This is a genomic window from Amycolatopsis sp. EV170708-02-1, assembly GCF_022479115.1.
Classification (GTDB): Bacteria; Actinomycetota; Actinomycetes; order Mycobacteriales; family Pseudonocardiaceae; genus Amycolatopsis.
In genome coordinates, this window is record NZ_CP092497.1 from 6,417,400 (window position 1) to 6,442,141 (window position 24,742).

The 24,742-nt window shown below is 69.4% G+C and carries 21 protein-coding genes; 11 read left to right on the top strand and 10 right to left on the bottom strand.

Translation table 11 applies throughout. From position 1 onward, the window contains the following. Positions 1-7: 7 nt before the first annotated feature. From MJQ72_RS29105 to MJQ72_RS29130, 6 genes are all read left to right on the top strand, one after another. Positions 8-628 (top strand): PucR family transcriptional regulator ligand-binding domain-containing protein, encoded by a 621-nt coding sequence (locus tag MJQ72_RS29105; protein ID WP_240594265.1) that lies wholly within the window; start codon positions 8-10, stop codon positions 626-628. Further along, entirely contained in the window at positions 595-1,428 is an 834-nt protein-coding gene (locus tag MJQ72_RS29110; RefSeq protein ID WP_240594266.1) for a CdaR family transcriptional regulator, read from the top strand. Before MJQ72_RS29105 ends, MJQ72_RS29110 begins: the two co-directional genes overlap by 34 nt. 1 nt (position 1,429) lies before the next feature. Then, positions 1,430-1,912 carry a MarR family winged helix-turn-helix transcriptional regulator gene (locus tag MJQ72_RS29115; protein ID WP_240594267.1) on the top strand — a complete coding sequence of 161 codons (483 nt, stop codon included), beginning with the start codon at positions 1,430-1,432 and terminating at the stop codon, positions 1,910-1,912. 35 nt (positions 1,913-1,947) lie between these two features. Beyond that, positions 1,948-2,553: a DsbA family protein gene (locus tag MJQ72_RS29120; RefSeq protein WP_240594268.1), complete on the top strand. Its 606-nt coding sequence runs from the start codon at positions 1,948-1,950 to the stop codon at positions 2,551-2,553. 9 nt (positions 2,554-2,562) lie between these two features. Next, positions 2,563-3,042 carry an N-acetyltransferase gene (locus tag MJQ72_RS29125; RefSeq protein ID WP_240594269.1) on the top strand — a complete coding sequence of 160 codons (480 nt, stop codon included), beginning with the start codon at positions 2,563-2,565 and terminating at the stop codon, positions 3,040-3,042. 352 nt (positions 3,043-3,394) lie between these two features. After that, entirely contained in the window at positions 3,395-4,648 is a 1,254-nt protein-coding gene (locus MJQ72_RS29130; RefSeq protein WP_240594270.1) for an HNH endonuclease signature motif containing protein, read from the top strand. Between the two features lie 176 nt (positions 4,649-4,824). Here the strand turns inward: MJQ72_RS29130 and MJQ72_RS29135 are convergent, their stop codons facing one another. Further along, positions 4,825-5,448, bottom strand: a complete 624-nt coding sequence (locus MJQ72_RS29135) for a TetR/AcrR family transcriptional regulator (RefSeq protein ID WP_240594271.1) — start codon at positions 5,446-5,448, stop codon at positions 4,825-4,827. A gap of 70 nt (positions 5,449-5,518) precedes the next feature. Here MJQ72_RS29135 and MJQ72_RS29140 point away from each other — a divergent pair, with 70 nt between their 5' ends. Beyond that, a complete protein-coding gene (locus MJQ72_RS29140) occupies positions 5,519-6,265 on the top strand; it encodes an ABC transporter ATP-binding protein (protein ID WP_240594272.1) in 747 nt (248 codons plus the stop codon). Here the strand turns inward: MJQ72_RS29140 and MJQ72_RS29145 are convergent. After that, positions 6,244-7,440, bottom strand: a complete 1,197-nt coding sequence (locus MJQ72_RS29145; RefSeq protein ID WP_240594273.1) for a DUF6986 family protein — start codon at positions 7,438-7,440, stop codon at positions 6,244-6,246. The two genes, MJQ72_RS29140 and MJQ72_RS29145, sit on opposite strands and share 22 nt — an antisense overlap. 4 nt (positions 7,441-7,444) lie before the next feature. Continuing rightward, the gene (gene aceB, locus MJQ72_RS29150) at positions 7,445-9,022 is read right to left on the bottom strand and encodes a malate synthase A (protein ID WP_240594274.1); all 1,578 of its coding nucleotides are present in this window, start codon (positions 9,020-9,022) and stop codon (positions 7,445-7,447) included. A gap of 103 nt (positions 9,023-9,125) precedes the next feature. On the opposite strand from aceB, the gene MJQ72_RS29155 reads away from it, so the two are divergent. Beyond that, positions 9,126-9,902, top strand: a complete 777-nt coding sequence (locus tag MJQ72_RS29155) for an IclR family transcriptional regulator (protein WP_240594275.1) — start codon at positions 9,126-9,128, stop codon at positions 9,900-9,902. Here MJQ72_RS29155 and MJQ72_RS29160 read toward each other — a convergent pair. Then, positions 9,892-10,623: a TetR/AcrR family transcriptional regulator gene (locus tag MJQ72_RS29160; RefSeq protein WP_240594276.1), complete on the bottom strand. Its 732-nt coding sequence runs from the start codon at positions 10,621-10,623 to the stop codon at positions 9,892-9,894. The two genes, MJQ72_RS29155 and MJQ72_RS29160, sit on opposite strands and share 11 nt — an antisense overlap. A gap of 106 nt (positions 10,624-10,729) precedes the next feature. Between MJQ72_RS29160 and MJQ72_RS29165 the strand changes: the two genes are divergently transcribed. Beyond that, positions 10,730-12,226: an MFS transporter gene (locus MJQ72_RS29165; RefSeq protein ID WP_240594277.1), complete on the top strand. Its 1,497-nt coding sequence runs from the start codon at positions 10,730-10,732 to the stop codon at positions 12,224-12,226. Between the two features lie 62 nt (positions 12,227-12,288). Here MJQ72_RS29165 and ftsY read toward each other — a convergent pair whose 3' ends face one another. Continuing rightward, positions 12,289-13,593, bottom strand: coding sequence for a signal recognition particle-docking protein FtsY (ftsY, locus tag MJQ72_RS29170; protein WP_240594278.1), 1,305 nt, complete (start codon positions 13,591-13,593; stop codon positions 12,289-12,291). Positions 13,594-13,745: 152 nt separating this feature from the next. Here ftsY and MJQ72_RS29175 point away from each other — a divergent pair, with 152 nt between their 5' ends. Then, positions 13,746-14,954, top strand: a complete 1,209-nt coding sequence (locus tag MJQ72_RS29175) for an anhydro-N-acetylmuramic acid kinase (RefSeq protein WP_240594279.1) — start codon at positions 13,746-13,748, stop codon at positions 14,952-14,954. A gap of 9 nt (positions 14,955-14,963) precedes the next feature. Then, complete coding sequence (locus MJQ72_RS29180; RefSeq protein WP_240594280.1) at positions 14,964-16,547, top strand: sodium:solute symporter; 1,584 nt, start codon at positions 14,964-14,966, stop codon at positions 16,545-16,547. Between the two features lie 42 nt (positions 16,548-16,589). On the opposite strand, the gene smc is transcribed toward MJQ72_RS29180, so the two are convergent. From smc to MJQ72_RS29205, 5 genes are all read right to left on the bottom strand, one after another. After that, the gene (gene smc / locus MJQ72_RS29185) at positions 16,590-20,189 is read right to left on the bottom strand and encodes a chromosome segregation protein SMC (protein ID WP_240594281.1); all 3,600 of its coding nucleotides are present in this window, start codon (positions 20,187-20,189) and stop codon (positions 16,590-16,592) included. A gap of 88 nt (positions 20,190-20,277) precedes the next feature. Beyond that, positions 20,278-20,565: an acylphosphatase gene (locus tag MJQ72_RS29190; RefSeq protein ID WP_084098086.1), complete on the bottom strand. Its 288-nt coding sequence runs from the start codon at positions 20,563-20,565 to the stop codon at positions 20,278-20,280. Between the two features lie 253 nt (positions 20,566-20,818). After that, a complete protein-coding gene (locus MJQ72_RS29195; RefSeq protein ID WP_240594282.1) occupies positions 20,819-21,412 on the bottom strand; it encodes a hypothetical protein in 594 nt (197 codons plus the stop codon). A 41-nt stretch (positions 21,413-21,453) separates the two neighbouring features. Next, a complete protein-coding gene (locus MJQ72_RS29200; protein ID WP_005154857.1) occupies positions 21,454-22,155 on the bottom strand; it encodes a response regulator in 702 nt (233 codons plus the stop codon). Next, positions 22,152-24,737, bottom strand: coding sequence for a sensor histidine kinase KdpD (locus MJQ72_RS29205; protein WP_240594283.1), 2,586 nt, complete (start codon positions 24,735-24,737; stop codon positions 22,152-22,154). The genes MJQ72_RS29200 and MJQ72_RS29205 overlap by 4 nt, the downstream gene beginning before the upstream one ends. Between the last annotated feature and the right edge of the window lie 5 nt (positions 24,738-24,742).

A 24,742-nucleotide genomic window follows, 5' to 3' on the forward strand; every position in this document is an offset into this window, starting at 1 on the left:
AAACCTGATGACGACCGTGAAAACTCTGCTCGCGCTACCCGGGCTGCGCTTGCGCGTACGCGCCGGGACGACTCTGCTCGACCGTCCGGTGTCCCGGATCTACGTCACGGAACTGCCCGATCCCGGGCGGTACGTGTCGGCGGGCGAATTCGTCCTGAGCGGACTGCTGTGGTGGCGCGGGCCGGGTGATTCCGAAGCCTTCGTCGCCGCGCTCGCGAAGGCCGGGGCGGCGGCGCTGGCGGCGTCCGGGGCGGATTCCGACGGCATTCCCGAGGATCTCGTCGAAGCCTGTACGCGACACGGGATCCCGTTGCTGGAAGTGCCGGCCGATCTGTCGTTCTCGGTCGTCACCGAACGCGTCGTCCTGGCGCTCGCCGCGGCCGCGGAAGGCGCTCGCAAACGTTTGCTTTCAGCGGCGACGGAAGACGCGTCGGTGGAAACGCTGCTGGAGCGGGCGCGCGCCGAGATCGGTCTCCCCTGCTGGGTGGAACCCGCCGGCACGGCGTCGGAACTCGTGCGGCGGTTCGTCGCCGCGGGCGGCCGTTCCCTGGAAGCGGACGACGTCTCGGTCCGCCCGGTCGGGGCAGGCACGCGGTGCCGTGGCTGCTCGCGATCGGCGGCGCGCTGACCGCCGCCCAGGCGGAGATCGCCGAGGAACTCGCCGGGCTGATCGGGCTCGCGCGCACGCGGGCGGACGAGGTCCGCGCCGTCACCGACAGGGTGCTCGAACCCTTGCTCGCCGCACTCGACGAAGGAAGCGATCCGCACCCGGCGCTGACCGCGACCGGGCTGCGCGGCGATCTGCGGTTCGTCGTCGCGCGCACCGAAGGATCCGAAGCGGCACGCGGCATCCTGACGGAACTGCTGCCGCCGGGCGCACTGGTCGGCCCCGCCGGGGAAACCACCTGGGCGGTGGCCGAGGACGACGGCGAGTGGCCGGAAGAGTGGCCGGCCACGGTGACCGCCGCACTGTCCACAGTGGAACCGCTGCTGCCGTGCCGCCGGGTGCTGATCGGCATCAGCGACCGCTCCCCGGTCTCCGTGCTGCGGGGCGCCAAGGAAGTCGCGCGCTACGCGCTGGCCGTGGCGGCGGAACGGCCCGGCACGATCGAGGTCGTCCCCGGCGGCGAGATCGGCATGCACCGGCTGCTGCTGGCGGGCACCCCTGACGATCTGCGGGCGGCGTTGCGGCGCCGGGTGCTGGGCCCGTTGCTGAGCTACGACGCCGAGCAGGGCACCGATCTGGTGCACACCCTGCGCGTCTTCCTCGAATGTTCCGGCTCGCCGACGCGGGCCGCGCGGGCGCTGCACATCCATGTCAACACCTTGCGGTACCGGATCGGGCGCGCGAGCGAACTGCTCGGCACCGATCTGACCGAGTTCACCGAACAGCTCGACGTCTATTTGGCCTTGTCGGCAGGGAGCTGAAATGGGCATCACCACGGCGAAAGAAGCCGCCTACGACCCGCGCGTGCTCGCCTTCGGCCGGATGATGGGCGCGGCGAACCGGCTCGAATACCTGCTCGGCCGCGCGCTGGAGGCCGAATGCGGGATCTCGCATCTGATGTTCGAAGTCCTCCTGATCGTCGGCCGATCCGGTGAGGCCGGGATGAGCATGCGCGCGATCGCGCAGGAGCAGGTGCTGACCACCGGCGGCGCGACACGGCTGGTCGACCGGATGACGACGCTCGGCCTGGTCGTCCGTTCTTCCGATCCCCAGGACCGCCGCGTCCAGCTCGTGCGGCTGACCGCGCGAGGCGAGGAGACGACGGTGCGGGCCGCGCGGGTGCACGTGGAGAACATCCAGCGGCTCTTCCTCGACCCGCTGCCCGCGGACCATCGCGAACGGTTCGCCCAGGACCTGCGGACGCTGAGCCACTCGGCACGTGACGCACTCCCCAAACTCCGGTAGGAATATCTGACCAGTCAGACATCGTTGGTCTCGACATGAAGCTCATCTATGTCTTCGACGCGTACTGCGGCTGGTCGTACGGGTTCGCCCGCACCATGGCCGACGTCGCGCACCGGCATCCGGACCTGCCGGTCGAAGTGGTTTCCGGCGGCCTGTTCCTGGGCGGGCGCCGGGTGCCGATCCGGCAGTTCGGCTACGTCCAGGGAGCCAACGCCGAGATCACCAGCCGCACCGGCGCGCCGTTCGGGGAAAGCTACGAACGGCTGATCGCGGACGGCGAGTTCGTCATGGACTCCGAGGCCGCCGCCTGCGGGATGGCGGCGTTGCGCGAGGTCGCGCCGGACCGCGCGGTGCGGCTCGCGGCCCTGCTGCAGGAAGCCTTCTATCTCGACGGACTGAGCCTCTCCGAGGTTTCGACCTATCGCGTGGTCGCGCAGCGAGCGGGCCTGGACGGGGACGCCGTCGAGGCCGCACTGGACCGCGTATCCGCGGCGGACGACTTCCAGCGAGCGCGGGAACTGGGCGTCACGGGCTATCCGACCCTGCTCGCGTCCTTTTCCGGGGAACGAGTGGTGACGCTGGTCGCCGGGAACGCGAGCGCGGACGAAGTGGAGCGGCGGATCGGCGCGCTGGTTTCCTAGACTTCGCGCATGCCTTTGACGATTCGACCGGCCACAGCCGCGGACGCCGACGCCGTCGCCAAGATCTGGTACCACGGCTGGCAGGACGGCCACCTCGGCAACGTGCCCGACTCGCTCGTCCGGATCCGCACCCGCGATTCGTTCTGGACCCGGGCCGCGGACCGCGTCGGCGACACGACCGTCGCCGTGTCGGGCGGCGAGGTGGCGGGTTTCGTGATGGTCGTCGGCGACGAGGTCGAACAGGTTTACGTCTCCTCGGACCATCGCGGAAGCGGAGTGGCCGGGGCGCTGCTCGCGGAGGCCGAACGACTGGTGCGCGAGGGCGGGCATGCCCGTGCCTGGCTCGCGGTGGCGCCGGGGAACGCGCGGGCGCGGCGGTTTTACGAGCGGTGCGGATGGGCCGATGAGGGTGAGTTCGACAATCGGGTTCTCGGTCCGGATGGGGTGGTTTCGGTACCTTGCCGGCGATACGTCAAGGCGGTCGCTTGAGTTTCCTTCCCGGGCGCGTTTAGTCGACTAAATGCGGCGCACTTTCCTTGCGCGACCCTTCCTGCGCGCATTTAGTCGGCTAAATGCGAGGCGCCTTCTTTCCGTGGCCTCATGCGAGCGACGCAGCATCGCCATTGGGCGACGGCGGCAGTCCGGCCATCGCTGGTTCACCGACGGACGCGTTTAGTCGACTAACTGCGGCAGCATCCTTCGCATTTAGTCGGCTAAACGCGGGGGTTGCCCAAGGTGATCCGACGTCGGCGGCCGTTTCACTCTTCAGTGTTGTTGGCGCGTTTCGCTGGTCGCTTAAAATTACGAACACGTGTTCGAATTCTTCGGGTATGATGGAGTCGTGTCCGAGACCTTCCTCCCCGAGTTGCCGCAGGAGTTGTGGCGCGCCGGCAAGCTGGAGCTTGCACATGGCGTGCAACAGTCGCTGCAGGTGATTCGGATGGCGACCGCCGCGCTGGGGCAGTTCTTGGCGGAGATCGAATCTCGGGGCGTCAAAGACTTGTACGGCCATGGCACTACGGCCAGCTGGCTCGCGGAAATGGCGGGATTGTCGCGTGCCGAGGCCGGTGCGGTCGTGAAGCGGGCCATCGCCCTGAACCCCACCCGCGCCCTGGACGGCACCGAAGTCCCCGCCGTTGCTCCCGCCACCGCCGCGGTCGCCGCCGAAGGACTGATCGGGAACGAACGGATCGATCAGATTCTGGAGATTTTGAAACGGCTCCCGGCGGATACCTCTGCGGAGGATCGGGCGAAGGCGGAGAAGATCCTCGCCGACCTGGCCCCGAACGCCGGACCCGCACAGCTCACCAAGGCCGAAGCAAACCTGCTGGGCTGGCTCGACCCGGACGGCAAGGAACCCAAAGACCCGGAGCCGAAGGAACCACGCCGGGAGATCACCCTGGAGCGCCGGAAGGACGGGTTCTGGAAGCTGACCGGCCTCTTGGACGATGAGACCGGGGCTCGGACGGCGGCCGCGTTGGAGGCGCATGCCCAGCCACGGCCGGTGGACGAGTTCGGGCAGGCGGATCTGCGGATGAAATGCGAGCGCATGGGAGACGCCTGGGTCGACCTGCTGGATCTGGCGATCGCCTGCCCGGACCAGCCCGGGACCAGCGGCTACCGCACCTTGGTGCACGTCACCATCGGGCTTGAGGAACTGAAGTCCGGTCTCGGGACCGCGTGCCTCGACTTCGTCGGCACGATGACCGCGCGGGAAGCGCGGCTCGCGGCCTGTGACTGCCTCATGCTGCCGGTCGTGATGAGTGCCTCGGGCGAGCCGCTGGATATGGGACGGCTACGACGGTTCGTCACCCCAGGCCAGAGACGCGCGTTGAACATCCGCGACGGAGGCTGCGCCTTCCCCGGCTGTCATCGGAAACCCAAGAACTGCCACGCCCACCACATTCACCACTGGGCAGACGGCGGACCCACAGACCTCCGGAACCTCGTACTGCTCTGCAGCTTCCACCACCGCCTGATCCACCACGGCGACTGGGAAGTACACATGGCCGCCGACGGACTACCGGAATTCATCCCACCCCAATACCGAGACCCGCTCCGAAAACCCCGCCGCAACACCCTGCACCACGTCTGAACTCCGAAGAGCCCGTCGGCCACGCCGGCGACGGGCCCTTCGTCATGCCCGCCAGCCACCCCTGACCGGACCTATCACGCACGACTGTGTGGATTTCGGGTCATCCAACGCTCCAAAATCCACACACCGAGTCGAGATCCTCAGGACTCGGCGACGAAGCCCTCCCCAACAGAGACTCAAGCCGACTCCAGGTAAGCCAAAGCCATCTCGGTCGTCTCACTCGCCCAGACGTCCCAGCTCAGGCCATCGGGCCAGAACCGGCCACTGGCGGCCCGGTGCACACAGGATCCGATGATGGTCCGGCTCATCATCCGGATCGCCTGCTCCCCGCCCACCCGGCGGATCTCGTCGAGACAAGGCTGAGCCGCCTCCAAGAAACCGCGCTGGATCGTGGCCAGCGCCCGGAGACCACGGTCCCGCCCCTCGGCGCGCTGGCTGTCGAGCAGCTCGGAGAAGATCCGGTCGTGGCGGGCGAATGTCCCCGCCAGAGCCCGGGTGAACGCGCTGACGATCCCGCGCAGCCCGGGCTCCGCGGCGCCGAGCGCTTCGCCGACGCTGGATTCCAACTGCCCGAGCAGCTGGTCTTTGACGGCGTACAGCAGCTGGTTCTTGCCGGAAAACCGGCGATAGATGGCGCCCACCGACATTCCCGCCTGCTCGGCGACCGCCGCGACGGTGAACTCCTCGAAGCCCTGGCTCGCCAGAACGTGCTCGGCGGCGGCCAGCACCTTCTGCAGGGATTCCCGGCTGCGGGCTTGCTGCGGCGGCCGGAAGCCCTGATCGACGGATGGCTGACTCACCGGCCGGACGTTACCACAAATGCGAATGATAACTTCCGTTCGCATCTGACGAGCACGAGGAGGCCGGCCCGTGGTGAGCATCGAAGTACAGGACGCCTACGTCGATTTCCCGATCTTCGACGCCAAGACCCGGTCACTCAAGAAACGGGTGCTCGGCAAGGTCGGCGGCAAGATCGGCACCGAGGCGAAAGTCCCGATCATCGAGGCCCTGCGGGACATTTCCCTGTCACTGGGCGAGGGCGATCGGGTCGGCCTGGTCGGGCACAACGGTGCCGGGAAGTCCACTCTCCTGCGACTGCTGTCGGGCATCTACGAGCCGACGAGGGGCAGCACACGGGTCGTCGGGCGGATCGCGCCGGTGTTCGACCTCGGCGTGGGGCTGGATCCCGAGGTCTCGGGTCACGAGAACATCCTGATCCGGGGCCTGTTCCTCGGCATGAGCCGCAAGCAGATGGCGAAACGGGTCGACGACATCGCCGAGTTCACCGAACTGGGCGACTACCTGCACCTGCCCTTGCGCACCTACTCCGCCGGGATGCGGGTGCGGCTCGCGCTCGGTGTGGTGACCACCATCGATCCCGAGATCCTCATCCTCGACGAGGGCCTCGGCGCGATCGACGCCGCGTTCCTCGCCAAGGCCCGCGAGCGGCTGGTCGACCTCGCGCGCCGCTCGGGCGTGCTGGTGTTCGCCTCGCACTCCGACGAGTTGCTGCGCGAACTGTGCACCACCGCCCTCTGGATGGACGAAGGCCGGATCCGCGCACGCGGTTCACTGGACGACGTTCTCGCCGAATATCACGCGGTCCTTCGCGCGTAGCCGTCCAACTCGGCTCGCGAGAACGAAAGCTCCCCCACGTCCACTGCTCCGCAATCCAGCCCACGCAACAAGAAGCTCGCCAGAGCCTGCGCGGTCGCCGGTTCGTCCAGCACTCCGCGCCCGGTTTGGTCCGCGTAGTCGCGCAGGCGGCCGAGCGCCGCCGGGAAACCCTCGCGGAAGAAGGCGTACGTGGCGGCGAACCGGGTCGGCAGCTGATGCGGGTGCAGATCCCAGCCCTGATAGAAACCTCGCTCCAGCGAGCGCCGCACCAACCGCAGATGTTCGCGCCAGGCCGGGAGGATCGCGTCGCCGACGGGCAGTTTGTTGGTCGAGCCGTCCGAAAGCCGGACGCCAGTGCCCGCAGCCGAAACCTGCATGAGCTGCTTGGCGAAATCGGCGGCCGGATGTTCCATGCTCTGGTGTTCGGCGCTGATCCCGAGCCCGGCGCTGTAATCGTAGGTGCCGTAGTGCAGGCCGGAGCAACGCCCGCGCGCGGCTTCGATGATCCGCGGGACCGCCACCGTCCCATCGATGTCCACAATGGACTGGGCGGTCTCGATCTGGACTTCGAACCGCAAGACTCCCTCTGCCAGGCCGTACGCGGATTCGAGGCGCTCCAGGACATCCGCCGCCACCTCGACCTGCTCGACGGCGGTCACCTTCGGCAGCGTGACGACGAAGCCTTCCGGCAGCGGCCCGCTTTCCAGCAATCCGGCCAAGAAGAGATCGAGCGTGCGGATGCCACGACGGCGGGTCGCGGCTTCGAAGCTCTTGAAGCGGATGCCGACGAAAGGCGTGCCGCCCGTGACGGCGAGGGTCCGCCCCGCGGCGAGCGCGATGACGTCCTCTTCGTCGTCGCCGGGCCTGCCGAGACCGTCCTCGAAGTCGATCCGCAGATCTTCGATCGGCTCGGTCAGCAGTTTCGTCCGGACCCGGTCGGCGATGTCCGCGTCCAGGCCCAGCTGGTCGGCGTGTTCGCCGAAGACCCGCAGGGCCTGCTTTCCCCAATCCGCCACGAGCCGCGTCTTGTACTGCGACGCGGGCACGTACACGGTGTGCACGGGCTGGCGGCCGGGCGGCTCGCCGGGATACTTGGCCGTGACGCGCGCGTCCGCCTCGGCGAGGCGCGCGTCAGCGGCGGTGTAGACGTCCTCGGTGAGCCGCCCGTTCCCCATCTGTCTACTTGATCCGTTCGTAGGCGGGCAGGGTCAGGAAGTCCGGGAACTCGTCGGCGAGCGCGACCTGCTCGAACAGCTCGACGGCGGGCTCCAGCAGTTCCGGCTTGATCTCGGCCGCGAGTTCGCCGCGGACCTCGGCCAGCACGCCACGCACCAGGTCGGCGGTGACCTTGTCGCCGCTGTCGAGCTGCGTGCCGTTGCGCACCCACTGCCACACCTGCGAACGCGAGATCTCCGCGGTGGCGGCGTCCTCCATCAGGTTGTGGATGGCCGCCGCGCCGTTCCCGCTCAGCCAGGAGGCGATGTAACGGATGCCGACGTCGACGGCGCCACGCAGCCCGGCCGCGGTGGCTCCACCAGGGGTCGAGGCCGCGTCGAGCAGCTGGTCGGCGGTGACGGACACCTCGTCGCGGGTGCGGTCGAGCTGGTTCGGCTTGTCGCCGAGGACCTTGTCGAACTCCTCGCGGCAGATGTCCACCATGCCGGGGTGCGCGACCCAGGAACCGTCGAAGCCGTCGCCCGCCTCACGGCTCTTGTCGGCGCGGACCTTGTCGAGCGCCGCGGCGGTGACTTCCGGATCCTTGCGGTTCGGGATGAACGCGGCCATCCCGCCGATCGCGAACGCGCCGCGCTTGTGGCAGGTGCGCACCAGCAGTTCGGTGTACGCGCGCATGAACGGCGCGGTCATGGTGACCGAGTTGCGGTCCGGCAGGACGAACTTCTCGCCCGCGTCGCGGAAGTACTTGATGACGCTGAACAGGTAGTCCCAGCGGCCGGCGTTGAGGCCGGAGGCGTGCTCGCGCAGTTCGTAGAGGATCTCCTCCATCTCGAACGCGGCCGGGATGGTCTCGATCAGCACGGTCGCGCGGACGGTGCCGTGCTCGATGCCGAGCGCCTTCTCCGCGTGGGTGAAGACGTCGTTCCAGAGCCGGGCTTCGAGATGGCTCTCCATCTTCGGCAGGTAGAAGTACGGGCCCTTGCCGCGGTTGAGCAGCTCCTGCGCGTTGTGGAAGAAGTGCAGGCCGAAGTCGACCAGCGCGCCGACGGCCTGGCGCCCGCCGAAGGACAGGCCGCGCTCGTCGAGGTGCCAGCCGCGCGGGCGGACGACGATGGTCGCGTGCTCGACGTCGTCCTTCAGCGCGTAGCTCTTGCCGCCGCTCTCCAGCGTGATGGTCTCGCGGACCGCGTCGTACAGGTTGACCTGGCCGGAGACGACGTTCGCCCAGTGCGGCGTGTTGGCGTCTTCGAGGTCGGCGAGCCAGACCTTGGCGCCGGAGTTCAGCGCGTTGATGGTCATCTTGCGGTCGGTCGGGCCGGTGATCTCGACGCGGCGGTCGCGCAGGGCGGGCGGGGCCTCGGCGACCTTCCAGTCGCCCTCGCGGATCTCCTTGGTCTCGGGCAGGAAGTCCAGCTTGCCGGTGGTCCTGGCCTCCTCGCGGCGCTTGCTCCTGGCCTGCAGCAGCTCGTCGCGGCGGGCGGCGAAGGCCTCGTGCAGGCCGGCGAGGAAGGCGAGCGCCTCCGGCGTGAGGATTTCGTCCCCGCGCTCGACCGGATCGCCGAGCACCTGAGCTTCAGACATGAGTAACACCCCGAGTTCGGATAAATAACGTCCCTACGGTTTTACATGACGGACTATAGTTTCTGCATAGCGGAACATCAACGCCGACGTAAGGAGTACCACGGTGGCAGCGGAGAAGAACGGGCGCGATGGCGGCGTCCAGTCACTTCAGCGGGCCTTCGAGCTCCTCGAGCATCTCGCGGACACCGGCGGGGAGGCCAGTCTTTCGGAGCTGGCGACCCTGTCCGGATTGCCGATGCCGACCATTCACCGGCTGATCAGGACACTGGTGGATCTGGGCTACGTCCGGCAGAACACCAACCGCCGGTACGCGCTGGGCGCCCGGCTCATCCGGCTGGGTGAGAACGCCAGCATGCAGTTCGGCTCCTGGGCACGTCCGCTGCTCGCGGAGCTGGTCGACGAGGTCGGCGAGACCGCGAACCTCGCCGTCCTGGAGCGGGACGAGGTCGTGTACGTCGCCCAGGTGCCCTCGAAGCACTCGATGCGGATGTTCACCGAGGTCGGCAGGCGGCTGCTGCCGCACGGCACCGGCGTGGGGAAGGCGATGCTCGCGCATCTGCCGTCCGAAGACGTCACGGCGCTGCTCGCCAGGACGGGCATGCCGTCCTACACCGAGCACACCTTCACCGACCAGGACGCGCTCCTGCGCGAGCTGGCGAAAATCGCCCAGCAGGGTTACGCGCTCGACGAAGCGGAGCAGGAGCTGGGCGTCCGCTGCGTGGCCGTGGCGGTCCCGGGCGCGCCCGTGCCGGCGGCCGTCTCGGTGTCCGGGCCTTCGGGGCGGCTCACGATGGAGGCCGTCGAGCGGATCGCGCCCGTCGTCCAGCGGATCGCGACCTCGCTCGGCTCGACCCTTTCGCGGGACGGGGTCACCGTTTGAGCCTGGTCTCCAAACCGTCGAGCATCCTGTCCAGCCCGTAGCGGAACTTCTCGTCGCGAAGCCGGACAGGATCGGCTTCGCCCTCTCCCCTGGCCAGCATTTCCCGCTGGTGCGGATGTTCCCGCGCGGCCTCCTCGACGGCGGGACGCAGACGTTCCGCCCATTCGCGCTCGTTCCGGCCGCTCTTGGCGACGGTCGTGAGCCAGGCCGCCTCCGTCGTCCCCATGCCGATGACGTAGGAGATGACGGCGCTGATCGCCTGATTCGCCTCGTCTCCGGGGAAGCCCGCGCCCACGAAGACGCCCAGCAGCCGCTCGTTGAGCCGCATGACGTTCGGCCCGAGGTACGACAGGCCCACCGAGCCGAGCAGTGACGCCACCCACGGGTGCCGCAGGATCATCGCGCGGACACTTTCCGCCCCCACGACGGCCGCCTCACGCCACCGGGCCGGATCGTCGATATCCGGCACGGTGATCTCGCCGTAGACCTCGTCGACGACCAGTTCGATCAGCTCGTCACGGTTCGCGACATGCCGGTAGAGCGAGGTCGCGCCCGCGTTCAGCGCGGTGCCCAGCCTGCGCATGCTCAGCGCGTCGACGCCTTCGACGTCCAGGAGCCGGACGGCCTCGGCCACGATCTGCGCCTGGCTCAGCGCGGGCTGATCCCGCTTCCGGCGAGGGCGGGTCCACACCGACTGGATCGGCTGTTCTTCGACTGACATGCGTCCATTCTAGCGCACGAAGTACCCCATTGCGTACGTCGTTCCGATATGCGTACAGTGTGCGCATCAACCGAACAACGTACGCAAACACTCTGGGGGTTTCCCGATGAACGTGCCCATCCGCGATCCACGCCGCTGGTGGATCCTGATCGTGCTCTGCCTGAGCACGCTCGTGCTGGTGGTCGACAACATGGTGCTGACGGTCGCCGTGCCGCCGCTGGCCGAGGATCTCGGCGCGAGCGCCCAGGACACGCAATGGATCCTGGACTCCTACATCCTGGTGTTCGCCGGGCTGCTGCTCACGTCGGGAAGTCTCGGCGACCGGTTCGGGCGCCGAAAGGTGATGGTCATCGGCCTCCTCCTGTTCGGGGTGGCCTCACTCGTCGCGGCGTTCGCCGCGAACCCGCTCGAACTGATCGCTTCCCGCGCCGTGATGGGCGTCGGCGGCGCGCTGATCATGCCGAGCACCCTGTCGATCCTGATCACCGTCTTCGACGACGAGGAACGCCGCAAGGCGATGGCGGCCTGGAGCGCGGTCGCGATGATCGGCCTGATCGGCGGCCCGGTGCTGGGTGGCGTGCTGATCGCGTGGTTCTGGTGGGGCGCGGTGTTCCTGATCAACGTGCCGATCGTCGTCATCGCGGTGCTCGCCGCGTTCACCCTGATGCCGGAGTCCAAGGGCCCGTGGCAGAAGCCGGACCCGCTCGGCGCCGTCCTCTCCGCGGCGGGCATGGTCGCGCTGGTCTGGACGATCATCGAGCTGCCCAAGCACGGTCTCGCCGAAGCCGGAACCCTGATCCCGCTGGCGATCGCGGCGGTGAGCCTGACCGGTTTCGTGTTCTGGGAGCGGCACACGCCGTCGCCGATGGTCCCGCTGAAGCTGTTCCGCAAGCGCAACTTCAGTGGCGGCAGCCTGTCGCTCACGCTGGTGCAGATCGGCAACGGCGGCCTGCTGCTGCTCCTGACCCAGTACCTGCAGTTCGTGCTGGGCTACACGCCGACCGAGGCGGGGCTCGCGTTCATCCCGATGGCCATCGCCTCTCTGCTGTTCAACACCCTCGGCGCCACGCTGGGCCGGAAGATCGGCAACCGCGCGCTGGCCACGGGCGGGATGATCGTGATGGCGGGCGGCTTCGGCCTGCTCGCGACGCTCTCGGCGAACGAGGGCTTCCTGCTGCCCGCGGCCGCGCTGTTCCTGCTCGGTACGGGCGGCGGGCTGGCGATGCCGGCGGCGATCGCGGCGCTGATGGGCGAGGTCCCGGAGGAGCAGGCCGGGGTCGGCTCCGCGCTCAACGACACCATCCAGCAGCTGGGCGCCGCGCTCGGCATCGCGATCCTGGGCAGCATCGTGTCGAGCCTGTTCACCTCGCAGATGCCCGACTCCGCCCCGGCTCAGGCGCGGCTTTCGATCGGTGACGCCTTCGCGACCGGTCACGACGGCATCATCGCCGCGGCCCGCGAATCGTTCACCTCGGCGATGTCGACGACGTTCCTGGCGAGCGCGATCGGTGTGCTGGCCGCCGCGGTGGTCGCGTTCCTGGTGATGCGGGACAAGAAGACCGCGCCGGTTTCGCCCGGCGAGAACGTCCCGGTCACGGCCTGACGCGCGCTATGAAAGGTCCCTTCCTCGCAATTTCGCGAGGAAGGGACCTTTCATAGCATTGGCTAGCTGCTCAGAAGCGCGTCGACGAAAGCGCCCGGCTCGAACGGCGCCAGATCGTCCGGCCCCTCACCGAGGCCGACCAGCTTCACCGGGACCCCGAGTTCGCGCTGCACCTGGAAGACGATGCCGCCCTTCGCGGTGCCGTCCAGTTTGGTCAGGACGATGCCCGTGACGTCGATGACCTCCGAGAACACGCGGGCCTGCATCAGCCCGTTCTGCCCGGTGGTGGCGTCGAGCACCAGCAGCACCTCGTCGACCTTCGCCTGCTTCTCGACGACTCGCTTGACCTTGCCCAGCTCGTCCATCAGGCCGGTCTTGGTGTGCAGGCGGCCGGCCGTGTCGACCAGGACCGCGTCCACGCCCGCCTCGGTGCCGCGTTTGACGGCGTCGAAGGCGACCGCCGCCGGGTCCGCGCCTTCCTTGCCGCGCACGACCTCGGCGCCCACGCGCTCGGCCCACGTCTGCAGCTGGTCCGCCGCGGCGGCGCGGAAGGTGTCGGCCGCGCCGAGCACCACGGTGCTCCCCTGCGCGACGAGCACGCGGGCGAGTTTGCCGGTGGTGGTGGTCTTGCCGGTGCCGTTGACCCCGGCGACCAGCACGACGGCGGGCTGCTTCTTCCCGTCGACGGTGTGCGGCAGCGCGCGGACGGCCCGCACCGCGTCGGTCGACAGGGCGGCGGTCAGCACCTCCTGCAACACCGCGCGCGCCTCTTCCGAGGTCCGCACGGCGCGACGCTTCAGCTCGTCGCGAAGTCGCTCGACGATCTCGGTGGTCGTCGCGGCACCGAGGTCCGCCATGAGCAGCGTGTCCTCGACGTCCTGCCACGAGTCCTCGTCGAGGTCACCGGCGCCCAGCAGGCCGAGCAGGCTCTGCCCGAACACCGAACGGGACTTGCCCAGCCTGCCGCGCAGCCGCTCCAGCCGTCCGGTGGCCGGGGCGATCTCCTCGGCGGGGGCGGGCTCGGGGGCCGTTTCCTCGGCAGGTTCGGGAAGTTCGACGTCGCGCACCGTGCGCTGCGCGGAATCCCTCGGCACCGACGCGTCGTCCCCGACGGCGGGCTGGCCGTCGGTCTCCGGGCGATCCTCGACCGGGTGTTCCGGTTCCTCGGTCTCCTCGCCGCCGGGAGCGAGCGCGATCCCGCCCGTCGCGGTATAGCCGCCGCCCTTCGGCTTCTCGACGACGTCGGCAGCCTTGGACTCGTCCAGGCTGATCCGGCGGCGGCGCGCGATGAGCAGCCCGGACACCAGAACGGCGACCAGGACCACGACGGCAACGACAACGATCCAGAACCAGGGGCTACTCGACACGGCGTCATCCTCGCATCCGCACCCCGCCGCGCTCAGACGCCCCACGGGAAGGAAGCCGATCTTGTCAAGCACCCACTGGATAGGACTCATTTCGGACAAGAAGAAACAGTCCCGCTTGCGCGGTCTCCGGAACGAGGGCTAGACCACTTCGAATGACGGTTTTCTCCGGCACTGGGGTCCGGATCATCGGGCTCATCTCCGGCACCTCGATCGACGGGATCGACGTGGCGGCCGCCGAACTGCGTGCCGACGGGGACACGGTGGTGCTCTCCCCGCTCGGCCAGCTCGAAGTCCCTTACCCCGAAGCGCTCCGCGAAGCCCTGCTCGCCGCCCTCCCGCCGAATCCCTGCGACGCCGAGCAACTGACCAAACTCGACACCCTGGTGGGCCAGGCCTTCGCCGAGGCGGCCACGCGCGGCGTCGAAGAACTGGCCGGTGGCGAAGCGGACGTCGTCGCCTCGCTGGGCCAGACGGTGTTCCACTGGGTCGAAGACGGAACCGCACGCGGCACGCTGCAACTGGGGAACCCGGCGTGGATCGCCGAACGCACCGGGCTGCCGGTGGTGGCCGATCTGCGCGTCCGCGACGTCGCCGCCGGCGGGCACGGTGCGCCGCTCGCCAGCACGATGGACGCGTTGTGGTTACGGGAAATGGCCGCGCTCGGCCCGGTCGCGGCGCTGAACATCGGCGGTATCGCGAACATCACCGTGGTGCCCGCCGAGGGCGATGTCCTGGCCTACGACACGGGCCCCGGCAACGCCTTGATGGACATCGCCGCGCATCGCGCCACCGGCGAACGTGCCGACATCGACGGCGCGCTCGCCCTGCGCGGCACCGTCCGGCCCGACCTGCTGGCGAAACTCCTGCTCGACCCGTATTACGCGGCCGCGCCGCCGAAATCCACCGGCAAGGAACTGTTCCACGGCGCGTACCTCGACGCGGCACTCGACGGGCTCCCGCCGGTCGGCGCGGAAGATCTCCTGGCGACGCTGACCGAACTGACCGCGGTGACCATCGCCGCGGAATGCCGTCGCCACGGCATCGCCACGCTGATCGTCTCCGGCGGCGGCGCCGACAATCCGGCGCTGATGGCCGCGCTCGCCAGGAATCTGCCGGGTACGGCGCTGAAGACCAGCGACGACCACGGGCTGCCGCGCGCGGGCAAAGAGGCATACCTGACCATTCTGCTCGGCTGGCTGACGTGGTCCGGCGTCCCCGGGAACCTCCCGTCGGCGACCGGCGCCCGCGGCCACCGGTTGCTCGGCAGCATCACCCCGGGCGCGGGTCCCCTGCGGCTCCCCGCCCCGCATACCTCAACCGTGACCCGGCTACGGGTAGCGGCGAAGACCGGCGAGCGATAGGAGATACGGATGCGCGCACTTGACCTCGCGATCATCGGGCTTTTTCTGGTCGGCATGCCCTTGCTGGGCGTCTGGATCGGTGGCAAACAGAAATCCGGCTCCGACTACTTCGTCGGCGAAGGCAAGATCTCCTGGTGGGTGGCCTGCCTTTCGGTGGTCTCCGCGGAGACGTCCACCCTCACCGTGCTCTCCGTGCCGACGGTGGCCTACATCGCCACCCCGGGCGACGGCGGCATGACGTATCTGGCCTTGGCGATCGGTTACATCGCGGGCCGGATCGTGGTGTCGATGGTGCTGTTGCCGCGTTACGTGGCGGGCAACCTAGTCACCGCGTACGCCTTCCTGGGCAAACGCTTCGGCAGCGGGCTGCAGGGCACCGCGTCGGTGACCTTCCTGCTCACCCGCACGCTGGCCGACGGCATCCGGCTGTTCGCCACCGCGATCCCGATCAAGGTGGTGATGGCGGCCTACGGCCTGAACGTCTCGTACTGGACCATCGTGCTCGGCCTCGGCATCGCGATGGTGCTCTACAGCTTCTTCGGCGGCGTCCGCGCCGTCGTCTGGGTCGACGCGATCCAGATGCTCTGGTACATCCTCGGCGCGGTCGTGGTGATCTGGGCGATCTCCAGCAGGCTGCCGGACGGCTGGTTCGGCAAGGCCGTCGACGCGAACAAGTTCCAGATCTTCGACTTCTCCTCGAACATGCTCACCGGGCAGTACGCCTTCTTCACCGCGCTGATCGGCGGCGCGGTGCTCTCGATGGCGTCGCACGGCTCCGACCAGCTGATCGTGCAGCGCCTCCAGTCCACCAACGACCTGCGCGCCGCACGGAAGGCGTTGGTCGCGAGCGGTTTCGTGGTGTTCGTGCAGTTCGCGCTGTTCCTGTTCATCGGCGTGCTGCTGTGGGCGCTCTACAACGGACTCAACCCGACGAAGCCGAAGCCCGAAGGCCTCGGGCTGGGCAACAAGGACGAACTGTTCGCGAACTTCATCGTGAACGACCTGCCGAGCGGCCTGTCCGGGTTCGTGATCGCCGGGATCCTCGCCGCCGCACTGAGTTCGTCGCTCGGCGCGCTGGCCTCGTCGACGGTGACCGACGTCTACGAACGGGTGATCGGCCGGGAACTCCCGGAGGCCGAACGGCTGAAGCACGGCCGGATCTGGACGATCGTCTGGGCGGGCGCGCTGATCCTGTGCGCGGGCTTCTTCGCCTCCTCCAACAAGACCTCGGCCGATCCGATCGTGGTGCAGGCGCTGGGCATCACCGGCTACACCTACGGGGCGCTGCTCGGCGCGTTCCTCTTGGGCCTGCTGTTCAAGCGGGCGAGGCAGGCGGACGCGATCGTGGCGTTCGTGTCGACGGTGCTCGTGATGGCGTTCGTCATCCTGGGCGTCAAATTCAACAAACCGGACGGCAGCCTGATCGGCGTCGACTTCAGCAAGGCTTCCGGGAACACCGTGGCGCTGGCGTGGCCCTGGTACACGCTGTGCGGTGTGGTGATCACGCTCGTGGTGGGCGGGTTGCTTTCGCTGCGGCACGGGAGCGTGGACCCGCTGGCGGAGCCGGACGTGAAGGAGTCCACTCCCGTCTAGGACCTCGTGAGTGGTGAGGACGGTTCTAACCGTCCTCACCACTCACGAGGTGACGAGCTCCTCTTCGGACGTCCGCAGCCGCTGCGAGATCACCTTCGTGATGCCGTCGCCCTGCATCGAAACGCCGTACAGCGCGTCGGCGATCTCCATGGTCGGCTTCTGGTGGGTGATGATGATCAGCTGCGAAGAATCCCGCAGCTGCTCCAGCAGCCCGATCAGCCGTCGCATGTTGGTGTCGTCGAGCGCGGCCTCGACCTCGTCCATGACGTAGAAGGGCGAAGGCCGGGCGCGGAAGATCGCCACCAGCATGCCGACGGCGACGAGCGACTTCTCGCCACCGGAGAGCAGCGAGAGCCGCTTGACCTTCTTGCCCGGCGGGCGCGCTTCGACGTCGACGCCGGTGGAGAGCAGGTCGTTGGGCTGCGTGAGCACCATGCGCCCCTCGCCGCCGGGGAACAGCACGCCGAACACCGTCTCGAACTCGCGCGCGACGTCCTCGTACGCCGACGCGAAGACCTCGAGGATCTTTTCGTCGACCTGTTTGATGACGGCTTCGAGGTCCTTGCGCGTGTCCTTGAGGTCTTCGAGCTGGGTCGAGAGGAACTTGTACCGCTCCTCCAGCGCCGCGAACTCCTCCAGCGCCAGCGGGTTGACCTTGCCCAGCAGGCTCAGGTCCTTCTCCGCGCGCTTCGCCCGGCGAGCCTGGGTGTCGCGGTCGAACGGCATGGGCGGCGGCGGGGTGACGTCCTCTCCGCGTTCCTTGGCGGCCTCGTATTCGGCCATCTCCCCCGCGCTCGGCGGCACGGGGACGTCCGGGCCGTACTCGGTGACGAGGTCCTCGAGGCCGATGCCGAAGTCTTCGGCGATCTTGGTTTCGAGCTGTTCCAGCCGCAGCCGCTGCTCGGCGCGCAGCACCTCGTCGCGGTGGACGGCGTCGGTGAGCTTCTCCAGTTCGCCGGTCAGCTCGCGGACCTTGCTGCGGACCTGGGTCAGCGCGGTCTCCCGCGACTGCCGCTGCGCCTGCGCCTCGTCCCGTTCGTGGGCGGCGCGCTGCACGGAGGCCTCGATGCGCTCCAACGCGATCTCGCCGCCGTTGACCACCGCGTTGGCGATCTCGGCGCCGCGTTTCCGCGCGGCCCTGGACTTTTCGGCCCGTTCGCGGGCCTGCCGCTCGGCGTGCGCGGCCCGGCGGAGCGATTCGGCCTTGCCCTGGATGCTCCGCGCGCGCTCCTCGGCGGTGCGCAGCGCGAGCCGGGACTCCATCTCCTCCTGGCGGACCGTGCCGAGGTCTTCGGCGGCTTGGTCGCGCTCGGCGGTGTCCGGGTCTTCGTCGACTTCCTGATCGGCGACGGCGGCCAGCCGCTCTTCGAGTTCGGCGAGCTGCTGCAGTGCCTGTTCACGGCTCTGCTCGACCTTGGCCCGCTGGTTGCTCAGCCGGTCCATTTCGGCCTGCGCGGCACGCGCGGCCTGCTGCAGCCGGTTCAGCCGCTCGGACGAGCGCGCCTTGCGGACCTTCGCGTCCCCGAGCGCTTCCTTGGCCCTGCCGACCTCTTCGCGCCGGGCGGCCTGCCCGGCGCGGGCGCCTTCGAGCTCCGCGGCGGTGCGTTCAAGCGCGCGCTCGGCGGCGTTCAGCCGGTCGCCGGCCTCGTCGACCGCGGCCTGCACCTCGATGACGCTCTCGCTGCGCGCCGAACCACCGACCGCCCAGCGCGCACCGAAGACATCGCCCTCGGGCGTGACCGTGCTGACCTCGGGGTACACCTCGACGAGACGGCGCGCGGACTCCAGACCGTCCACAATGGCCACCCGGTCGAGCGCGTGCTCGACGGCGGACCGCAACGCGGGCGGCGCCGTGACCACTTCACGCGCCCAGCGCGCACCCTCGGGCAGCGACGGCCACGCACTGGTGTCCACAGTGGATTCGAGCCCGCCGAGCAGAATGCCCGCACGACCGGAATCGTTGTCCTTCAAGAACTTCAGCGCGGCGAGCGCGTCGGCGCCGCCGTTGACCGCGACCGCGTCGGCGACCGGGCCGAGCGCCGCGGCCAGCGCGACCTCGTGTCCGGCCTCGACGGTGAGCAGCGCGGCCACCGAACCGAGCAGGCCCGGCAGTTCGTGCTGCGCGCCGAGCAGCGCGCCCGCGCCGTCCTTGCGCCGCAAGCCCATCGACAGCGCTTCGACCCGCGCCTTCTCCGACGCGATCTCGCGTTCGGCGGCCCGCTCGGCCTTGACCAGCTCTTCGACCCTGGCCTTGGCGGCGTTGTTGGCCTCCACCGCGCGGTCGTGATGCGCTTGCAGGTCGGAGTCGTCGGATTCCTCGACACCACCCGCGGCCTTGGCCTCTTCGAGCTCCTCGACGGCGATCTCGGCCCGCTCGGCCGCCTCTTCGAGCGACACGGTGAGCCGGTCGATCTCGTCGGAGGTGGCGCCGTTCTTGCTGCGCAGCGCCTCGACCTGCCCGGAGAGCTTCGCGAGCCCTTCCCGGCGGTCGGCGATCGCGCGGACGGCGGCCATATGCGCGCGCTCGGCGGCCTGGACGAGGTGTTCGAGCTGCTCGCGCCGCTGGACGGTCTCCGAAAGCACCAGGCGCGCCTCCGCGACGGCCTCGTTGAGCTCCTGCTCCCGCTCGGCGACCTGCTCGGCCTCGGCGAGCAGCTCGTCAGGGTCGCGGCCGGTGTTCGCCTGCTGCACGTCGGACGACAGGTGCCGCTGACGCTCCAGCGCGAGACGCACGGTTCCGCGCAACCGCTCGGTCAGCGCGGAAAGCTTGTACCAGGTCTCCTGGGCCGCGGCGAGCTTCGGCGCGTCCTCGGCGAGCGACGCTTCGAGCTCGGCCTCCTCGGCGGCGACGATCTCCAGCGCCTGCTCGACCTCCGCACGACGCTGCCGGGCGACGCGCTCGTCGGCCTCTTCCTTGGCGATGCCTTCGCGCTGGGTGACGAGGTCGTGGGCGAACAGCCGCAGCCGGGCGTCGCGCAGCTCGGACTGCACCCACTGCGCCTTGCGGGCGATCTCGGCCTGCTTGCCGAGCGGTTTGAGCTGGCGGCGGAGCTCGGTGGTGAGGTCGCCGAGGCGGTCGAGGTTGCCCTGCATGTTCGCGAGCTTGCGCAGGGTCTGTTCCTTGCGCTTGCGGTGCTTGAGGACACCGGCCGCCTCTTCGATGAAGGCGCGGCGCTCCTCGGGCTTGGATTCGAGGATCGCCGAAAGCTGCCCCTGCCCGACGATGACGTGCATCTCGCGGCCGATACCGGAGTCCGACAGCAGTTCCTGCACGTCCATCAGACGGCAGCGGTCGCCGTTGATCTCGTATTCGCTCGCTCCGTCACGGAACATCCGGCGGGTGATCGAGACCTCGGAGTACTCGATCGGCAGCGCGCCGTCGGCGTTGTCGATGGTCAGGGTGACCTCGGCGCGCCCGAGCGGGGCACGGCCGGCGGTCCCGGCGAAGATGACGTCTTCCATCTTGCCGCCGCGAAGGTCCTTCGCGCCCTGGGTGCCCATGACCCAGCGGAGCGCGTCGAGGACGTTCGACTTGCCGGACCCGTTCGGTCCGACCACGCAGGTGATGCCCGGCTCGAAACGCAACGTCGTCGCCGAGGCGAAGGACTTGAAGCCCTTGAGCGTCAGGCTCTTCAGGTGCACGTCGTGCTGACCCCTCTGGCTGCGGGAACCGGTCTTTCAATCGGCCCAGGCTACCTGTGTGCTCACGGTGATCGTGGGACGCGGGGCCTCAGCGCTCCACGAACCCGCGGAGCCCGCCCTTCGCGGGCGACCAGCGTTCGACGACGTGGTCCACACTTCCGGGTGATTCCCCGGAACGCAAAGCCGCCAAAAGCCGCTCACAGTGTTCACGAACACCCTCCGCCACCACCTCGACACGCCCGTCGGCCAGATTGCCCGCGCTGCCGACCAGCCCCAGCTCAAGCGCCCTGCTGCGGGTCCACCAGCGGAAACCGACACCCTGCACCCGACCGTGTACCCACGCGGTCAGCCTGATGTGCGTTACTTCTTCACTCACGCCCCCTATCGTGCACCATGTGAATGAACGCGGAGGGTGAACACGACGCCCGCTGTAGTTCGCAGACGGTGAAGCGGCGGTGATAATCTCCGCGCCGGGTCCCCACTTCGGGCTACCTCGCCCGGGTAGCCGAACTCCCCGAAGCCCCCCATCCGAGGAGCCAGCACATGCCCCGTCCCGACGGGTCTGATTCGAGCGCACGCGTGTCCGTGGCACCCCCGCGCGGCGCCACCGGCAAGCTCAACCGCGCCGGCTACGCCGTACTCGGCGTCAGCGGGCTCGTGGTGGCCACGGCCTTCGCCGCGATCGCCGAACTCGCGGGTCCCGGCGTGTCCGCCACCGCGGGCGGCACCGGTATCCCCGGCGGCGGCCAGGGCGTCGCTCCCGCCGGTGTCCAGCTGGTGCCGGGCAACGCCGTCCCCGGCGGCCCGATGACCGTCAGCGGCTCGCCGACCCCCGGCGCCCCCTCCAGCTCGACTGCGCCGCCGACCACGGTGACGTCGGTCGGCCCGGACGGCAAGGAGACGACGAGCGTCGTCGCCCCGCCACCGCCGGTGACGACCCCGGGCGGAGGTGAGCCGACGCGTACGGTCCTGCCGCCGACGACGCCGACCACTCCGAAGCCCACCCCGACGAAGACGACGACGCCGACCACGACGCCTCCGACCACGACACCCCCGTCGGAGACCACGTCCACCCCGCCGGGTGGCGGCTCCAGCACCAGCGGCGCGCCCAGCGAGTCGACTCCCGGCCGGTCCAGCACCTCCGGCACCGACACCTCGACGAGCAGCGCCCAGTAGGACTTTCGGTCCGTGAAGGCCTCCTTGAGGGACTCTGGGTCCCTCAAGGAGGCCTTCACGGAATCCCGGGTTGCAGCACCGCGAGGGATCACATTTCGAAGCGGTACCCCATCCCCGGCTCCGTCAGCAGGTGCCGCGGCCGCGAGGGTTCCGGCTCCAGTTTCCGCCGCAGCTGCGCCAGATACACCCGCAGGTAGTGCGATTCCGTCTCGTACGTCGGTCCCCACACCTCGTGCAGCAGCTGCTTCTGCGCCACCAGACGGCCGCGGTTGCGCACCAGCAGTTCCAGCACGCCCCATTCGGTCTTGGTGAGATGCACTTCCTTGCCGTCCCGGCGCACCTTCTTCGCCGCGAGGTCGATCCGGAAGGATCCCGTGTCCACCACCGCGTCCGCACCGTCCACACTGGACGTGGCCGACCGGCGGACCGCGGCGCGGAGCCGCGCGAGCAGCTCGTCCATGCCGAAGGGTTTGGTGACGTAGTCGTCGGCGCCGGCGTCGAGGGCCTGCACCTTGTCGGCCGAGTCGCCGCGGGCGGACAGCACGATGATCGGCACCGTCGTCCAGCCGCGGAGCCCGGCGATGACCTCGGTGCCGTCGAGGTCGGGCAGGCCGAGGTCGAGCACGACGACGTCGGGTTTGGTCTCGGCGACGGCCTTCAGCGCGGCCGTCCCGTCGTGCGCGGTGATCACCTTGTAGCCGCGGGCGGACAGGTTGATCCGCAGGGCTCGCACGATCTGCGGTTCGTCGTCGACGACCAGTACGGTCGCCGACGCGGTGTCTGCGCTCATCGCACTCGCTCCTCCTCTTCGTTCTCGAGGCCCTCGTCGTCGAAAGCGAGGAGGCTCTTTTCCGGATCCTGACCAACATATGCGGGCAGCGAGATGACGACGGTGAGCCCGCCGCCTGGCGTGTCCTCCGCCCGGATCCGCCCGCCCATCGCCTCGGTGAACCCCTTGGCGACCGACAGCCCCAGTCCCACGCCGGGCACGCTGTCCCGGTCTCCCCCGAGCCGCTGGAACGGCGCGAACGCCGAGTCCGCGGTGCCCTTCTTGAGCCCGCGCCCGTGGTCGACGATACGCAGTTCGACGTGTTCGGAATGCGTGCTGGCGCGCGCCGAGACCGGCTCGCCGGACGCGCCGTGCCGCAGCGCGTTGTCGATCACGTTCGCCACCACGCGTTCCAGCAGGCCGGGGTCGGCGCAGACCGACGGCAGCCGGGAGTCGATCGCGACCACGACCGAAGCCGAGTTGTCCACATTGGACAAGGCGTGCGAGACGACCTCGTCGTAACCCACCGGGCGCAGGTGCGGGCGGACGGCACCGGTCGCCAGCCGGGACGAGTCGAGCAGGTTGTCGATCAGCCCGGCGAGCCGGTCCGCCGATTCCTCGATCGCTTCGAGCAGCTCGTCGGTGTCCTCTTCGGACAGTGAGATGTCGGTCGCGCGCAGGCTGCCGATGGCCGCCTTGATCGACGTCAGCGGGGTGCGGAGATCGTGTCCCACGGCCGAAAGCAACGCCGTGCGCAGTTCGGTCGCCTCGGCCTTGCGCTCGGCGCGGATGGCCGCCTTCGCCGTCCGCTGCTGCCGCAGCGCCAGCAACGCCTGCCCGGCGACGGCTTCCAGCACACCCCGATCCGACGCCGGCAGCGCGCGGCCCCGCAGCGTCAGGTGGACGTCGGCGGTGACGGCGATGTCGACGTCGGCCTGGTCGGGGTCGGCGCAGGGATCCGTACCGGCGTTCGCCACCCGTTTCCACTTCCCGTCCCGTTTTTCCAGCAGGGTCACCGAAGTCAGGCCGAAGTTCTCGCGGACCTTCTCCAGCAGCCGCTCGATCGGATTGGTGTGGGTGAGCACGGTCCGCGCGTACGACGCCAGCAGCGCCGCCTCGGTCCGCGCGCGTGCGGCCTGCGTCGCGCGCCGGGCCGCGGTGTCGACGACCGCCGCGACGAGGACCGCCACCAACACCATCGCGATCAGCGTGATCACGTTGCGCGGCTCGTGGACGGTCAGCGTGTACAGCGGCGGGGTGAAGAAGAAGTTCAGCAGTCCGGCCGAGACCACCGCCGCGAGCAGCGCGGGCCCGAGCCCGCCCGCGAGCGCGACGAGGACCGTCGCCAGCATGTAGGCGACCATGTCGGTCGAGAAGTCGAGTTGCTCCTTCAGCAGGACACCGAGCAGCGTCGCCAGGACGGGCAGGACGACGGCGAGCGCCCAGCCGGTCAGCCGCCGCGAAGGCGTGAGCGGGCTCCGGTTGAACCGGGCGCGCAATCGTCCGCCCGCTTCGGCGTGCGTGACCATGTGGACGTCGATCGGGCCGGACCGCTGGACCACGGCCGCGCCGATGCCTTCGTCGAACAACCGCGCCACCCGTGACCGGCGCGAGGTCCCGACGACCAGCTGGGTCGCGTTCACCCCCTGCGCGAAATCGAGCAGCGCCGTCGGCACGTCGTCGCCGACGACGGTGTGGAAGGTGGCGCCGACCTCTTCGGCCAGTTTCCGGTATTTGCCGATCGCCGTCGGCCCCATCCCGGCGAGCCCGTCGCCGCGCAGGATGTGCAGCACCTGCAGTTCGGCGCCCGCGCGGTTCGCGATACGCCTCGCGCGCCGGATCAGCGTCTCGCTCTCCGGGCCGCCGGTGATGGACACGACCACCCGTTCGCGGGCTTCCCACGTGTCGGTGATCTTCTGCTCGGCCCGGTACCGCTGCAGCGCCACGTCGACCTGGTCGGCGACCCACAGCAGCGCAAGCTCGCGCAGCGCCGTGAGGTTGCCGGGCCGGAAGTAGTTGCCCAGCGCCGCGTCGATCCGCTCGGCCGGGTACACGTTGCCGTGCGCCAGGCGCCGCCGCAGCGCCTCGGGTGTGATGTCCACCAGCTCCAGCTGCTCGGCCCGCCGCACGACCTCGTCGGGCACCGTCTCCTGCTGGACGACGCCGGTGATCCGCTCGACGACGTCGTTGAGGCTCTGCAGATGCTGCACGTTGACCGTGGAGAGGACGTCGATGCCGGCGGCGAGCAGTTCGTCGATGTCCTGCCAGCGCTTCTCGTTGCGCGAACCGGGCACGTTGGTGTGCGCGAGTTCGTCGACCACCGCGACCTCGGGGGCACGGGCGAGCAGCGCGTCGAGGTCCATCTCCTCGAACTCGTGCTCCCGGTGCGCCGACCGGCGGCGCGGCACGATTTCGAGCCCTTCGAGAAGCTCGGCCGTCTTCTTCCGCCCGTGCGTCTCGACCAGGCCGATGACCACGTCGGTGCCCCGGTCGAGGCGTCGCCGCGCCTCGCCGAGCATCGCGTAGGTCTTGCCGACGCCCGGGGCCGCGCCGAGGTAGATCCTCAGCTCACCCCGGCGCGGCTTGGTCGTGTTCTCGTCCACGTCTG

Coding starts and splice junctions, on each gene's coding strand:
- MJQ72_RS29105 (WP_240594265.1), top strand. CDS start 8: ATGACGACCGTGAAAACTCTGCTCGCGCTACCCGGGCTGCGCTTGCGC.
- MJQ72_RS29115 (WP_240594267.1), top strand. CDS start 1,430: ATGGGCATCACCACGGCGAAAGAAGCCGCCTACGACCCGCGCGTGCTC.
- MJQ72_RS29120 (WP_240594268.1), top strand. CDS start 1,948: ATGAAGCTCATCTATGTCTTCGACGCGTACTGCGGCTGGTCGTACGGG.
- MJQ72_RS29125 (WP_240594269.1), top strand. CDS start 2,563: ATGCCTTTGACGATTCGACCGGCCACAGCCGCGGACGCCGACGCCGTC.
- MJQ72_RS29145 (WP_240594273.1), bottom strand. CDS start 7,440: ATGGGGAACGGGCGGCTCACCGAGGACGTCTACACCGCCGCTGACGCG.
- aceB (WP_240594274.1), bottom strand. CDS start 9,022: ATGTCTGAAGCTCAGGTGCTCGGCGATCCGGTCGAGCGCGGGGACGAA.
- MJQ72_RS29160 (WP_240594276.1), bottom strand. CDS start 10,623: ATGTCAGTCGAAGAACAGCCGATCCAGTCGGTGTGGACCCGCCCTCGC.
- MJQ72_RS29165 (WP_240594277.1), top strand. CDS start 10,730: ATGAACGTGCCCATCCGCGATCCACGCCGCTGGTGGATCCTGATCGTG.
- MJQ72_RS29175 (WP_240594279.1), top strand. CDS start 13,746: ATGACGGTTTTCTCCGGCACTGGGGTCCGGATCATCGGGCTCATCTCC.
- MJQ72_RS29180 (WP_240594280.1), top strand. CDS start 14,964: ATGCGCGCACTTGACCTCGCGATCATCGGGCTTTTTCTGGTCGGCATG.
- MJQ72_RS29200 (WP_005154857.1), bottom strand. CDS start 22,155: ATGAGCGCAGACACCGCGTCGGCGACCGTACTGGTCGTCGACGACGAA.